The sequence below is a fragment of the Microbacterium fluminis genome (assembly GCF_051549805.1).
GTDB lineage: Bacteria > Actinomycetota > Actinomycetes > Actinomycetales > Microbacteriaceae > Microbacterium.
The window spans coordinates 1,088,810-1,103,326 of the sequence record NZ_CP196042.1; the positions used below are offsets into that span (position 1 = coordinate 1,088,810).

Annotated in this window: 8 protein-coding genes; all 8 read right to left on the minus strand. The window is 69.9% G+C overall.

Annotation, left to right across the window (positions count from 1 at the left end; translation table 11 throughout):
• Nucleotides 1–4: 4 nt before the first annotated feature.
• Nucleotides 5–1,603, minus strand: coding sequence for a lipopolysaccharide biosynthesis protein (locus ACSJDX_RS05250; protein WP_438354510.1), 1,599 nt, complete (start codon nt 1,601–1,603; stop codon nt 5–7).
• Nucleotides 1,603–2,811, minus strand: a complete 1,209-nt coding sequence (locus tag ACSJDX_RS05255) for a glycosyltransferase family 4 protein (protein ID WP_438354511.1) — start codon at nt 2,809–2,811, stop codon at nt 1,603–1,605. The genes ACSJDX_RS05250 and ACSJDX_RS05255 overlap by 1 nt, the downstream gene beginning before the upstream one ends.
• 16 nt (nt 2,812–2,827) lie before the next feature.
• A complete protein-coding gene (locus ACSJDX_RS05260; protein ID WP_438354512.1) occupies nt 2,828–3,949 on the minus strand; it encodes a DegT/DnrJ/EryC1/StrS family aminotransferase in 1,122 nt (373 codons plus the stop codon).
• The gene (locus ACSJDX_RS05265) at nt 3,946–4,584 is read right to left on the minus strand and encodes an acetyltransferase (protein WP_438354513.1); all 639 of its coding nucleotides are present in this window, start codon (nt 4,582–4,584) and stop codon (nt 3,946–3,948) included. Before ACSJDX_RS05265 ends, ACSJDX_RS05260 begins: the two co-directional genes overlap by 4 nt.
• Complete coding sequence (locus tag ACSJDX_RS05270; RefSeq protein ID WP_438354938.1) at nt 4,581–5,705, minus strand: DegT/DnrJ/EryC1/StrS family aminotransferase; 1,125 nt, start codon at nt 5,703–5,705, stop codon at nt 4,581–4,583. The genes ACSJDX_RS05265 and ACSJDX_RS05270 overlap by 4 nt, the downstream gene beginning before the upstream one ends.
• A 17-nt stretch (nt 5,706–5,722) precedes the next feature.
• Entirely contained in the window at nt 5,723–6,715 is a 993-nt protein-coding gene (locus ACSJDX_RS05275; protein WP_438354514.1) for an NAD-dependent epimerase/dehydratase family protein, read from the minus strand.
• Nucleotides 6,712–7,773, minus strand: a complete 1,062-nt coding sequence (locus ACSJDX_RS05280; RefSeq protein WP_438354515.1) for a Gfo/Idh/MocA family protein — start codon at nt 7,771–7,773, stop codon at nt 6,712–6,714. Before ACSJDX_RS05280 ends, ACSJDX_RS05275 begins: the two co-directional genes overlap by 4 nt.
• A gap of 68 nt (nt 7,774–7,841) precedes the next feature.
• Complete coding sequence (locus ACSJDX_RS05285; RefSeq protein WP_438354516.1) at nt 7,842–14,447, minus strand: DUF4082 domain-containing protein; 6,606 nt, start codon at nt 14,445–14,447, stop codon at nt 7,842–7,844.
• Nucleotides 14,448–14,517 lie beyond the last annotated feature (70 nt).

Below are 14,517 nucleotides of genomic sequence, written 5' to 3' on the forward strand. Positions count from 1 at the left end.
CACCTCATCTGAACCTCCGGATGTACGGCAGTCGGGATCCGAACTTCGAGCGCCCCACCATCGCCAGCGCCTCCGGGAGCACCCGCGGAGCGACGACACGCGTCACCAGCAGGTGCACCACCGTGACCGCGAGACCGATCAGCACCAGCGACACGAGCGACGGGAGGCTCGTGGTGAGCACCATCACCCCCCATCCGGCCGCGCCCGACACCAGGACGGCGACGGCGAGGAAGAGGAATGGTCCGGCCACGACGCGGGTGCTGGTCTGAAGCACCCGCGCGGTCAGGAACCATCGACTGAACGTCGCGACCGCGCACACGCCGACGAAGCCCCATGCCACCGCCACGAGCCCGAGCGGTGCGAGGACGGCGGTCGTGCCGAACGTGATGCCGTCGATGATCAGTGCGTAGACGAACCACACCCCGGGACGACCGACGCCGTAGAAGAGGCCGTGGTCGAGCCACGCGCCGACGGTCATCGTGCCGGCCAGGGCGAGGATCTGCGCGACCTGGTAGCTCTGCGCCCATCCGCTGCCGAACACGATGGGCACGACCAGCGGCGCCGCGACCGCGAGGACGGTGAGCGGCAGCGAGAGGAGGAAGTACGTCAATCGGAGCGCACGCAGGTAGGCGCTGCGCAATCGATCGGGATCGTCCCGGACCTTCGCGAAGGCCACCTGCGTGACGGGCACGATGGCACTGCCGGTGAGATCCTGCACGACCTGGATGAGCCGCTGTGCGATGTTCATGAAGCCGAGCGCGGAGACGCCGAGCATCGCCGAGATGATCGCGGCCTCACCCCACGCCCGGAGCATCGCGATGAACTCGACACCGAGCACCTGTCCGCCGAACGCGGTCATCGTGCGGAAGTCGGACCGCGAGAAGGCGAGCGTGGGTCGCCACCGGGCGGTGACCCAGGCCAGGACCGTGGTGATGGCGGGGGCGACGAGGCTCTGCCCGACGAGCGCCCAGACGCCGAATCCTGCGAACGCCATGGCCATCGCGACCACCTGCGCGATGCCCGCGGCGACAGCTCCCTGCCAGGCCAGGGTCGCGAAGCGCATGTCGCGACGCAGAAGCGCCATCGGCACCGACCCCGCCGCCGTGAGGATCACCCACAGCGACAGCGCCTGCAGCACGGGCGCCACGCCGTCATCGCGGAAGACGCCGCCCAGGAGCGGCGCGAGCGCCACCAGCGAGAGGCACAGCACGAGGCCCGCGCTCAACGAGAACCAGAAGGCCGTGCTGAGCATCCGGCGATCGGCCCGGTCGACCTGAACGATGTACGCGGCGAACCCGAGGTCGGCGACCAGGAAGAAGAAGGGCAGGACGGTGGATGCGGCCGCCACCGTTCCGAACTGCTCGGGGCTGAGCAGTCGCGTGAGGACGGCGATCGTGACGAAGCCGAGGAGACGCGTGGCCCATTTCTGCGCGGTGAGCCAGAACACTCCCGACGTGGCACGTCTGCTGACATCCCCGGATCCGGGGTCGGGCGACGTCCCTGCCGTGACCAATCCCTCCCCTTCGGGCAGCGGGCTCGGCGGCGCCCACTCGCTCTCGGGAAGCCGATCGAAGTCCGGGTGGTCCGGACTGGGACGGGCCATCACGCGCCTGCGCCGGAAGGACGGATGCGGCGAGCCACCTTGTCGGCCAGACGTCGAGCCTCGCGGGGCAGATCACGGAGCCACTCCCGCCGACCGTAGGAGGTGAGGGCATCCGTGTAGACAGTGGCCATCCGGTCGGACATGGCCTCGAGACCGAACCTCTCGACCGCGAACGGCCGACCCAGCGCGCCCAACGCGGCGCGGCGGGCGGGATCCGCGATGAGCGGGCGGGCGATGTCCACCAGATCCGCGACGGGATCGGCGGGACGGTCGGGGCTCCAGTAGCTCGAGCGCGCGAGGGATGCCGCCGTCGACTCCTCGAACAGCTGGCTCCACCCCTCCTCGCCCGTGACGATGAGCGGCTTGCCGAAGGCGAGCGATCGGGCGGCCGAACCGCCCATGCCCAGCATGATGTCCGCCGCCGCGTAGGCCGGGCGAGGATCGGCCATCGCGCCGACCAGCCGCACGGCCGCCCGCCCGACATCCGTGTTGACTTCGTCGGCGATCGCTCGCAGATGCGGCTCGGCGTCGCCCGCACCGACGACCACGAGGGTGGCCCCCGTGTCGTGGAGCTCCCGCATCGCTCGGATGGTCGTCTCTATCGCGAAAGCCTTCATGTTGCTGTCCAGACGGCTGATCATCACGAGAAGCACCTCGTCGCCCAGCGCATGCTGCTCACGGAATGCGTCGCCGTCGATGATCGCGGGGTCGTCGGCGACGAGGTCGACCGGCGGTGAGACGAGCACGGTGGGTCCCGGCCGGTCTGCGAGCTCGTCGATCAGATACCCGGTGCCGACGATCAGCGGCATGTGCCGATGCACGACGGACGTGACGCTCATCTCGTAGACCGTCTCGACCCACGGCATGCGCCCGAACCGTGCAGGACCCCAGTAGACGGGACGAGCTGCCCCCCACATCCCGTAGGCGTGGATGAGGTCGATCCCGAGCTCGTTCGCCATCCTGCGCAGCTGACGTCCGTGGGCGATGATCCCCGTCTCGGGATCATAGGCGCGCACGTCCACGTCGCGCGACCGCGCGTAGTCGAGCAGGCTGGGACCGTCGCCGGCCGTCGACGCGTCGCCGACCAGCACCGATTCGATCCCGCGGTCGCGCAGTTCGTGGGCGAAGTCGACGGCATTGCGCTGGGTGCCGCCGAGCTCGAGGTGATTCAGGTGCATCATCACCCGGATCGGGGCTGGAGGGTTCATCCGTGCGCCGGCTTGCTCATCCGCCCACCGCGGCACGAACCGCGGCAACGACCGCGTCCTGCTGAGCTTCGGTGAGGTGCGGGAACATCGGCAGCGACAGGATGCGGTCGGCCGCGGCCTCCGCCACGGGGAACTCTCCGCGACGGTGACCGAGCGACGCGTACGCCTCCGTGAGGTGCACGGGCGTCGGGTAGTGGATGCCGACCCCGATGCCCGCGGCGCCGAGCTCGGCCATGACGCGGTCGCGCTCGTCGACGCGCACCACGTAGAGGTGCCATACGTCGTCGTTGCCGGGGAGCACCGCCGGGGTGCGCACACCGGAGATGTCGGCCAGCAGCGTGCCGTAGCGGGCTGCCGCGACACGGCGTGAGGCGTTCCAGCCGTCGAGACGGCGCAGCTTCGCGCGCAGCACCGTGGCCTGGATCGCGTCGAGACGGGCGTTCATGCCGACGTGGTCGTGCACGTACTTCACCGAGCTGCCGTGGCCGCCGAGGTTGCGGACGAGATCCGCCACGGCGGCGTCGTCGGTCATGACCGCGCCGGCGTCACCGGCGGCGCCGAGGTTCTTGCCGGGGTAGAAGCTCGTCGCCGCGACGCGCGAGAGCGCCCCGGCACGTCCGGCGGTCGAGGCGGCGCCCTGGCTCTGCGCGGCATCCTCGATCAGCACCAGTCCGTGCTTCTCGGCGATCGGGGCGATGCGGTCGATCGGCGCCGTCTGGCCGAAGAGGTGAACCGGCACGATCGCCTTCGTGCGGACGGTGATGGCGGCCTCGATCGCGTCGGGGTCGATCAGCAGGAACTCATCGTCGACGTCGACCGGGACGGGGATCGCGCCGATGCGCGAGACCGCCTCGGCGGTGGCGATGAAGGTGTTGGCCGGGATGATGACCTCGTCGCCGGCCTCGACGCCGACCGCGCGGTAGGCGAGTTCGAGCGCGTCGGTGCCGTTCGAGACGCCCACGACGTGCTGCACACCGATGTAGTCGGCGAACTCGGCCTCGAACGCGGACACCTCGGCGCCGCCGATGAAACCTGCCGAGGCGAGCTGGCGCTGCCAGACGGGCAGCACCTCGTCGGCGACCTCCGCCTGCTGAGCGGCGAGATCGAGGAACGGGACGGTCGTGAGTGTGTTCGTCATTCGTTCGCTTCCAGCTGTCGAGCGGGCACGCCGGCCCAGGTCTGTTCCTTCGGGACGTCTTCGAGCACGACGGACCCCATGCCGATCGTCGCGGAGCGTCCGACCGTGAGGTTCTGCCGGATCGAGGCGTTCATGCCGACGTACGCGGCCTCACGGATGCGCACCGTGCCGCCCAGGGCGACTCCGGCGGCCAGCGTGGTGAAGTCCTCGAGGACGCAGTCGTGGGTGATCGTGCAGTTCGGCATCACGACGACATGGCTGCCGATCGAGGCATCCGCCGTCACGACGAGCTGGTCGAGGAGGATGCTGCCGGGTCCGACGCTGCTCGTCTTGCCGATCCGGGCCGAACGCGCCACGAAGATCGCGAACCGCTCCTCGGCGACACCGAACTTCGCGAAGCGACGCACCACGTTGCGCCGTGCGGCGCTCGGTCCGATGCACACCAGCAGCGACTCTTCGCGTTTGACGGCGTCGGCGGTCGTGCCCACGACCGGCACGCCGGAGATCTCGGTGTCGAGAAGCTCCGGGTCGTCGTCGACGATGCCGACGACGCCGGTGATGCCGGCCGCGATCACCTCGCGCGCCAGCCCACTCGCACCGACGAGCAGCAGTCCCCCTGCCGACGAACCGGTCACGACACCGCGCTCCCGGGCTGGCGGAGCACGGCGATGACGCGCTCCTGGTCGGCGTCGGTGAGGGTATGGAAGACCGGCAGGATCAGCGTGCGATCGTTCAGGTGCTCGGTGACGGGCAGCCCCGACGCGGGCGTCAGATCGCGGTAGGGCGCCTGGCGGTGCGAGGCCATGATCCCGCGGCGCGCCGAGATGTCGGCGTGCGCGAGCGCCTCGAGCAGACCCTCCCGGTCGGTGGGGTACTCCTCGCCGACCTCGACCCAGAACGACTGGTAGTTGCCGGTGCCGTACTCGGGGTCGCGCACGGCACGGAGCCCCGGGATCCCGTCGATCGCCCGCTGATACGTCTCGGCGATCTCGCGCCGGCGCGCGACGATGGCGGGCAGGCGACCGAGCTGCACGAGGCCGACCGCGGCCTGCAGGTCGGTCATGCGGAAGTTGTAGCCGACCTCGCCGTACTCCTCGGCGGGCGGCAGCACCGACGCGTGCCGGTCGGCGGCGGAGACGCTCATGGCGTGCTCGCGCAGGTTCTTCGCGCGCTTCGCCCAGTCCTCGCGATGCGTGGTGATCATCCCGCCCTCACCGGTGGTGAGGAGCTTGCGCGGGTGGAACGACCATGCCGCGATATCGGCACCGGCGCCCACGGGGCGACCCTTGTAGGTCGAACCGGCGCCGCACGCGGCATCCTCCACGACCACGATGCCCCGCGGATCGGTGACCGCGCGCACGTCGTCGAGGTCGAGCGGAACGCCGCCCTGGTCGACCGCGATGACGGCCTTCGTCGCGTCGGTGAGCGCGGCGGCGACGGTGGCGCCGGTGACATTGCCCGTCACCGGGTCGACGTCGCAGAACACCGGGTTCGCGCCGACGTAGCGGACGGCGTTCGTGGTGGCGATGAAGGAGAACGACGGGATGACCACGTCGTCGCCCGGGCCGATGCCCGCGACGATCAGCGCGAGGTGCAGCGCCGTGGTGCAGCTGGTGACGGCGACCGCGTGGGGGGCCAGCATCGCGGCCGCGAACTCGGTCTCGAAGCGCGCGACCCGCGGCCCCTGCGCGACCCAGCCGCTGGCGATCGCCTCGGCGACAGCGTCGGCCTCCTCCTGGCCGAGCCAGGGGACCATGACGTTGATGCGCTCGCTCACGCCGACACCTTCCGGCCGGCCGCGATCTCTTCGCGCAGCGGAGCCCACCAGTCCACGAGCTGTCGCAGTCCGTCCTCGATGCCGATCGTGGCCTCGAAGCCGAGATCGCGCTTCGCGGCCGACGTGTCGGCGAGACGACGGGCGACGCCGTTGACGGCACGCTCCGGGCCGTGCTCGACGCCGAGGTCGGAGCCCATCACGCGCAGCAGCGCCTCGGCGAGCTCGAGCAGGCTCGTCTCGGTGCCGCTGGCGACGTTGTAGGTGCCCTCGACGATGTCGCTCTGCGCGGCCAGCACGTTGGCGCGGGCGATGTCGGGCACGCACACGAAGTCCATGGTCTGCAGCCCGTCGCCGAAGATGAGCGGCGGCTTGCCGTCGGCGATGCGCTCCATCCAGCGCACCAGCACCTCGGTGTAGAGACCGTGTACGTCCATGCGCGGGCCGTACACGTTGAAGTAGCGCAGCAGCACGTAGTCGAGGCCCTGCATCGCGCGGAAGCTGCGGACCAGACCCTCGTTGAACGTCTTCGCGGCGCCGTAGATCGTGTCGTTGTTCTCGTGGTGGTGGCGCTCGGTGGTCGGGAACTCCTCGGCCATGCCGTAGACGGAGGCGCTGGATGCGGCGATCAGCTTGCGCACCTTGTGCTTGGCGGCCGCCTCCACCACGTTGAACGTGCCGTCGACGAGCACCTCGAGCGCGAGCCGCGGCTCCTCGGCGCACTGCGTGATGCGGATGGCCGCCTGGTGGAACACGACGTCCTTGTCGGCCGTGAGCTCGTCGACGAGCTTCGCGTCGCGGATGTCGCCGTCGATGAGGGCGACCTTGCCGGTCGCGATCGCGTCGTCGAGATTGGCGACGCGCCCGCGGACGAGGTTGTCGAGGACGTCGATGTGCGCGGCGCCCGCGTCGACGAGCTGATCGACGAGCGTGGACCCGATCGTGCCCGACCCGCCCGTGACGAGGATGCGGGTGCCTTCGAGGTTCGTCATGCGCTGATCTCTTCCTTGCTGAATCCTGCAACGGGCGCCGGGGCGCCGTGAATGGTCTGGCTGGCCGCGGCGGCCTCCAGGACGGACAGTACGCGCAGTCCCGATTCACCACTGGTGCGTGCCGGGCGCCCCTCGCGGATGGCCGCGGCGAACTCGGTCGCGACGCCCGCGAGGGCTTCGCGCTCCGGCAGCGCCGGCGACCACGTGTCGCCCAGGCGGTACGAGATGTTCGAGGCGCGGGTGTCGGCGGTCTCTGCCGACTGCGAGGCGAGGTCGACGCCGCGGTCGTACACACTCAGGCGCTGCTGCGGGTTGAGGTCGTCCCAGACCAGCGTGCGCTTCGTGCCGCCGATCACCATCTGACGGATCTTCGTGGGGCTGAGCCAGTTGACGTGCACGTGCGCCATCGCACCGTTCTTCAGCGGCATCGTGAGGTACCCGACGCACGACTTGCCCGTCTTGAGCGGGTCGGCGCCCTGCGCGGCGACCGTGTCGACGTCGAGGCCGCCGGGCAGCACGAAGTCGAGGATCGACAGGTCGTGCGGAGCGAGGTCCCAGAACACGTCGACGTCGGGCTGGATGAGTCCGAGGTTGATGCGCACGCTGTCGACGAACAGGATGTCGCCGAGCGACCCCTCGGCGATGAGCTCGCGGATCTTCAGCACGGCGGGCGTGTAGCAGAATGTGTGGTCGGTCATCAGGACCAGCCCGCGCTCGCGCGCACGCTCGACCATCTCGACACCCTTCTCGCGGGTGTCGGCCAGCGGCTTCTCGACGATCACGTGCTTTCCGGCATCCAGCGCCTTCAAGACGATCGGGTGATGCGTGCGCGCCGGCGTCGCGATGGCGATCGCGTCGACGGCGGGGTCGGCCAGCACCTCGTCGAGGCTCGCCGTCACCGGCACCCCGCCGACGCCGTCGGCCACCCGCTGGGCGCGCTCGATGTCGAGATCGCAGATCGCCGCGAGATTCCAGTCCGGGCTCGCCCGGAAGTTCCGCGCCAGGTTGGGACCCCAATACCCCGCACCGACGACAACCACATTCAGTCGTTCAGACACGCTGAACACACTCCCCCCTCGACCGCACCCCCGCGCGGTGTGTTGATCAGATCGTAGAACGATAAGACTCAGTTGTCTGGGCTGAAGACCACATCCACCCAGAAGTTCGTCGTCGATGTCGTGTTGGGGAATCCCGTCCCGTACACATAGGCACCGCCGGTCGCGATGGTCGACAGCGGCCCCGAGGTCACCGCGTTGGTCAACCCGCTCGTCGTCGACGGGTAGCGACCGGTCGAGCTGTACATGCTCACGCGGTACTCGGCACCGACCGTGAGGCGGACAGGCGTCGACAACGTCGCGGTCTGCCAGCCGGAGGCGGTCTCGTTGGTGAAGGTGACGGTCGCGAGCCTGGTGCCGTTCGCGGCCCACAGGTACCCCGTGTGCGTGCCGGTGTTCTGGGTGCCCTTGTAGAACCGGATCGCCGTGACCACTCCCGCAGCAGAGCTCTTGAAGCGCGTGCCGATCTGCACGGCCTGGGCGATGCTGGTGTTCGCGTTGGCCGGCGTCGCCGTCGCGCCGAAGATGGTCGACGGCGCGGACTTGGTGGTGAAGCTCCAGGCTCCGCCGGTCACGGCGGCGCTGTTCGCGGTCACCGTCGCGGTGTAGGTCTTGGTCCAGTCCAGGGCGACGGTCGGGGTGAAGGTGACCACACCGGTCGTCGTGTTCAGCGCGGACGTCCCGGCGACAGCGACCCCGCCGAGGGTGAGCGCGATCGAGGCGTTCACCGCCCCGGTCAGTGTCGCGGTCACCTTCGCCGTGGTGGGGTCGACGCCTGTGGCGTTGACGGCCGGCGTCCGCGCGGTCAGCGTGGCCTTGACGAACGTGGTGAACGACCATGATCCGTTGGCGACCGACGTGCCGTGGGCGGTCACCGTGACGGTGTAGGTCTTCGCCCAGTCCAGCGGCGCGGTGGGGGTGAAGGTCGCCACCCCGGTGGCCGTGTTGAGCGCCGTGGTGCCCGGGACGTCGATCGTGCCGTTCTTGACACCGATGGATGCCGTCACCGCACCCGAGAGGGTCGCGGTGATCTTGGCGGTGGTCGGATCGACGTTGGTGGCGCTGACGCCCGGCGTGCGCGCGGTCAGCGTGGCCTTGGCGACCGTGGTGAAGGTCCACGACCCTCCGGCCGGCACGGCGCCGTCCGCCGACACGACGACGGCGTAGGTCTTGCCCCAGTCGAGGGCGGCTGACGGTGTGAAGGTGAGGACACCGGTCGCCGCGTTGAAACTCGTCGCACCGGCCACGCCGACTCCGCCCGCGCTGACCGTGGCGGTCGCCGAGGTGGCGTTGGACAGGGTGGCGGTGATCTTCGCCGTCGTGGGATCGACGTTGCCGGCACCCGCCGACGGCGTCACCGCGACCACACCGGGCTTGGGCACCGTGCTGAAGGACCACGACCCGCCCGCGACCGGGGAGAGGTTGGCCGTGGTGGTCACGGCGAACGTCGCCCCACGCTCGAGCGGCGCGCTGGGGGTGAAGGTCACGACGCCGGTGGTGGCGTTGTACGAGGACGCTCCCGGTACGGGGAGCCCCGCGGAGGTGACCGCGATCGCGGCCGACGCCGCGTTGGTGAGTGTGGCGGTCACGGCGGCTCCCGGAGCGACGTTCGTGGCGTTCGCGGCGGGGCTCGTGGCCGTCACAGCGGGTGCCGGGAGGGTCGAGAACGACCAGCTGCTGCCGAGAGGCGCGCCGTTGGCGGTGACCTGCACGGTGTAGGTCTTGCCCCGCTCGAGCGGCGCGGTCGGCGTGAAGGCGACGACACCGGAGGTCGCGTTGAACACCGACTGGCCGGGGACGGCGGTGCCGCCGCTGGTCAGGACGATCGACGCGGTGGACGCGTTCGAGACGGTCGCGGTGATCGCGGCGGTGGCGGGATCGACGTTCGAGGCATCCGCCGCCGGAGTCTTGGCGAGCATGGCGGGTGCCGGCGTCTCGACCGGCGGTGCGTCGCCGCTGAAGTCGATCTCGGCGTCCACGAAGTACGCGGTGGAGTTGAACGACTGCGTCGGGAATCCGCCGTCGGCGCCGTACACGAACCTTCCGTTGGTGACGCCGACCCCGGTGACGTACCCGTTCGTCCGCGGCTGCGCGAAGTACGCGCCTTCGTACGAATAGCGTCCACCCGCGGAGAAGTAGGAGACGGTGTACGTCGTGCCGGGCACGACGGGAACCGGTGTGCTCAGCGTCGCTCGCTGCCAGCCCGAGGCGGTCTCGTTCGTGAAGGCCACCTGCGCCAGCACCGTTCCGTCGGGTGCCCACAGCGTTCCGCGGTGCAGACCCGTGTTGGGGACCGTCTTGTAGAACCGGATCGATTTCACCGTTCCCGGCTGCGACACCGTGAACGCGGTCCCGACCTCGATCGGGTCGGTGTCCGGAACGGTGGTCGTCGGCGCGGCATCCGCGAACAGCGTCTGGACGGCGTCGAGCGTCGAGAACGACCACGAATCGATCGCGGCGCCGTCGACCGTCACCATCGCGGAGTAGGTCGTCCCGAGCTTCAGATCCGCGGCCGGCGTGAAGGTGAGCTTCTTGTCCGCGGCGCTGTAGTTCGACTGCCCCGCCACGGTCCCCGCGGACGTGGACACGACCAGAGCGAGCGTCCGGCTACCCGGGTCCTGATCCACGGTCGCCGAGATCTGCGGGGCAACTGCGACACCGGTCGCACCCGTGGCGGGTGTCTTCGCCGTCACGGTGATCGGCGCCGCGGAGTCCGCGACGAACTCCACGTCGACGAAGTAGTTCGTGGCGTTGAAGCTCGCCGTGGGGACGGCGGTGCTGGCGCCGTAGCGGTAGCGGCCGTTGTCGGGGCTCGCAGTGGTGAGCGGACCGGACGTCACCGGCGCTGCGAACGCCTGCGCGGTGTAGGAGTACCGCCCCTGCGGCGCGAAGTAGGAGACCGTGTACTGCACGCCCGGGGCGATGACCACAGGAGTGCTGAGCGTCGCGCGCTGCCACCCGGAGGCGCTCTCACCCGAGAACGTCACCGTGGCCAAGCGCTGTCCGTTCGGTCCCCACAGGGATCCGGTGTGGACTCCCGTGTTGCCGGCGGCCTTGAAGAACCGGATGGCCCGCACCTGACCGGCGACCGACGACGAGAACGCGAGGCCCAGTTCCACAGCCGCGGAGTCCCCCGAGTCGGCCACGACGGGCGTGGTGGCGCCGAAGAAGCCCACTGGAGGAGCCTGCCCTCCCGATGCGGTGGTGAACGACCAGGCGAACTGCGGACCCGCGGTACCGGCCTGACTCTGCACGCCCGTCAGTGTGACGTTCACCTGCGCGCCCGGGATGAGCGGGGCGGACGGGGCGAAGGTCACCTTCGTGTTGCCCGAGTCCAGGGTCCACGTGCCCTGCACCTCGACACCGTCGGCCACGACGCGCCCGGTGTAGCCAGGCTTGACGGCGCCCGCGAAGGTCGCCGACACCGTGGTGCCCACCGGGACGTCCGTCGCACCCGCGTCGGGAGTGCGAGCGGTGATCGCGGGCGTGTCGGTCGAGGTGGCGAACACCACATCGATTCCGTAGTCGGTCGTGGAGGTCTGCGCGGGGAAGCCGCCCGCGGCATAGGTGAAGACCGCTCCGTTCGCCGGCACGGTGAGCGGACCGCGCGCATACGACGCCGCATACCCCGCGGCCGTCGCGGCGTACCGTCCCTGCGGGGCGACGTAGGACGCGATGTATGTCACGCCCGGCTGCAGAGCGACCGGCGTGGAGAAGGAGGCGAACTGCCATCCCTGAGTGGATTCGCCCGTGAAGGTCAGGTCGGCCAGCTTCGTCCCGTCGGCCGCCCACAGCGCGCCCGTGTGGGTCCCGCCGTTGCCTGCGCCCTTGTAGAACTTCAGGCCCGTGACCGAACCCGCCACCGATGTCGTGAACTTGACGCCCAGGGTGACCGCGTCGGGGTCGGCTGCCGCGGTGACCGCCGGCGTGACGCTCTCCGAGTAGAGCGAGCAGGGGCACTGACCCGCCGGCAGGTCGGCACCACGGGTGCGGAAGGTCCAGCCGGCATCGGACTCGATCGCGACGCCGTTGGTGTCGGTCGCCGAGATCGTGACCGCGTAGGTCGTCCCGAAGGCGAGCGGCGCGGAGGGCGTGAAACGCGCCGTGCGGCTCGCCGCGTCGTAGGAGACGCTGCCCGCGATCGCCGAACCGCCCTGCGGGGTCACCGTCATCGCGACCGACGAGGCCTGCGCCGGGCGGACGAACGTCGCCGTGATGGGCGTGTCGACGGCGACACTCGAGACGCCGGCTTGCGGAGTCCGGCTCGCGACGCGCAGCGGAGACGTGTCGGACTTCGTGAAGAGCACGTCGACGAAGTAGTTGGTGTCGGCCGTCCAGGCGGTGTTCGGGAACGCGCCGGCCGCGCCGAAGACGCCCGGGGCGGTGGACCCGAGACCACCGACGACCGAGAGCGGCGCGGTCTTCGTCGCCTTGTACGGCCAGTAGCGGTCGGTGAGCGAGTAGCGCCCGTTGGGGGCGGTGTACGAGACCGTGTAGGTCGCGCCGGCCACCACCTGGACGGGCACGACGAACTGCGCCTGCTGCCATCCGGAGGCGGACTCGTTCACGAAGACGATCGACGCCAGACGGTTTCCGTTCGCGTCCCAGAGCGAGCCCGTGTGCAGACCGGTGTTGCCCGCTCCCTTGTAGAACCGAACCCCCGAGACGAACCCGTCGGACGACGAGGTGAACTTGACGCCGAGCTCGTAGGAGGCGGTGTCATCCGCCGCGGCGACCTCGGGAGCGGTGGCGCCGAAGATGCTGTACGGGCCGCTGACGGTGACGTTGCGCGTGGTGCCCGCGGCTGTGAAGTTCGCGCTGTCGTCGATGGCGCGGGCGATGATGGGCACGGAGCCGTCGCCCTGCTGGATGTAGCTGTAGGTCCAGCTCGTCGTGCCCTGCGCCGCGTGCCACGAGGTGCCGCCGTCGGTGGAGACCTCGACACCCGCGACCCGGCCTCCGACGTCGGAGGCGGTACCCGTGACGGTGACGGTCGAACCCTGCGCGACCGCCTGGCCCTGCGTGGGCGAGGTGATCACGGTCGTCGGTGCCGTCGTGTCGGTGGACTTCGAGGCGGGGACGAGACCGCTCATCAGGCTGCCCGGCTGGGCGCCCATGTCGGCGAGGAGGTTCACCTCCGCCTGCTGCATCCGGATGTCGGCGGGTGCGCCGTTGCCGTCGTGGGTCTGATCGAGACCCCAGCCCCACTGGATGCTCGCCGAGGAGAAGACCAGCGCGCCACTGGCGGCCTTGTAGAGGGTGATGTGGTGGGTGGTGGTTCCCGCGACGACCGTGTTGCCGTAGTCCGTGAGGTACTGCGGCACCGCGCCGACGGTGGTGGACAGCCGGATCAGGCCGGCCGGCCGGAACCCGTTGTCGACATCCTCGTTGGACTCGTACCCGATGGTGTGGGCGGCCAACGCGGTCGTCGCACCCGACGCCATCGACGTCAGGCTGGTGTTGCGCCAGAGGCGGGTCAGCCCTTCGTCACTGGAGACCGTCACGGCGAGGTCGCTGTCGTTGACCATGTACATCGTGCCGGTGAGCGCGTTCTCGGGCTTGCCCCCGCCCTGTGCGGGTGCGGCGAACCGCGGATCGCGCCAGGTCCCGGTCCACTCCGAGCTCGGATCGATCTTGCCGCCGCCCCTGTTCTGGGCGTTGCCCCACGTCTCCTTGTACGACACGAGCGTGCGGTAATCGGTGGCGGAACCGTCGACGGACGGCTCGTAGCGGGTGCGCCAGTAGCCCTCGTTCCCGGCCAGGAACTGCATGTTGACGCCGGCGTCACGGGCGGCCTCGATGTTCGCCCGCTGGGCTCCCGACCAGTACTCGTCGTGGCCGACGGAGAGGAACACCTTGTGGTTGCTCAGCTCGCCGCCGCGGCGGTCTGTGTCGACGCCGGCCATGTAGGTCATGTCGTACCCGTTGCGCTCCATGAAGCGCACCGTCGCGTACTCGCTGCTGAAGTAGAAGTCCCGTCCCTGCACCCAGTTGCGGGTGGCGAAGGGCCGGTTGTAGCTGAGCTTGTATCCCCGACCGTTGGCGGCGCCCTGGTAGAAGTTCGACCCGCCGTAGGTGTTGTACGCCTGCCACGTCGGGTCGGAGGTCTGGAACAGCACCTGGGAGGTGTTGCCGTCGTTGCGCACGACGAAGATGATGTGGCTCGATCCCCCGGTGTCGGCGCGGGTGAGCAGGGCGATGTAGACACCCGAGACGGCGTCGGCCGGGACGTTCCAGGATGCCGAGACACCCCACGTGCCGCAGTCGTACAGCTCGGTGGTCACGTCGGAGATGCACTGGGGCTGGGTCTGCGGCAGGGTCGCCGAGGGCGTGACCGAGGCGATGTGACGGGCGCCGAGCCCCTGGTACCAGCCCGTGCGGTAGATGTCGACCGAGTACGAACGCGCGTTCGTGTCGATCTTGAAGTCGACCTTCTGCCCGGCGTTGACCGAGATGTCGGTCGCGAAACCCTGGATGGACGCATCTCCGGCGCCGGAGATGTCCCACACGCTCGGGTCTGTGCCCGGCTTGGAGTTCTCGCAGACGATCGCGTTGATGTTCGCACCGCACGAGCTCGACGCCGTCGGGTTGGCGGCCGTCGCGGCCAGCGGCGCCTGCACGGCGACGAACGTCGCCGCCAGCACTGCCACCGTCGCCGCGATGGCGATGCCGCGCATGCGAGCGAGCGCGCGCGTCAGTCCACGTCGAGTATCGACAGTCTTCCCCATGTTCCAGTCCCCAGACCTG

Excerpts from the sequence above, each read along its gene's own strand:
- ACSJDX_RS05250 (WP_438354510.1), bottom strand. The coding sequence starts at position 1,603 with ATGGCCCGTCCCAGTCCGGACCACCCGGACTTCGATCGGCTTCCCGAG.
- ACSJDX_RS05275 (WP_438354514.1), bottom strand. The coding sequence starts at position 6,715 with ATGACGAACCTCGAAGGCACCCGCATCCTCGTCACGGGCGGGTCGGGC.
- ACSJDX_RS05270 (WP_438354938.1), bottom strand. The coding sequence starts at position 5,705 with ATGGTCCCCTGGCTCGGCCAGGAGGAGGCCGACGCTGTCGCCGAGGCG.
- ACSJDX_RS05260 (WP_438354512.1), bottom strand. The coding sequence starts at position 3,949 with ATGACGAACACACTCACGACCGTCCCGTTCCTCGATCTCGCCGCTCAG.
- ACSJDX_RS05255 (WP_438354511.1), bottom strand. The coding sequence starts at position 2,811 with ATGAACCCTCCAGCCCCGATCCGGGTGATGATGCACCTGAATCACCTC.
- ACSJDX_RS05285 (WP_438354516.1), bottom strand. The coding sequence starts at position 14,447 with ATGCGCGGCATCGCCATCGCGGCGACGGTGGCAGTGCTGGCGGCGACG.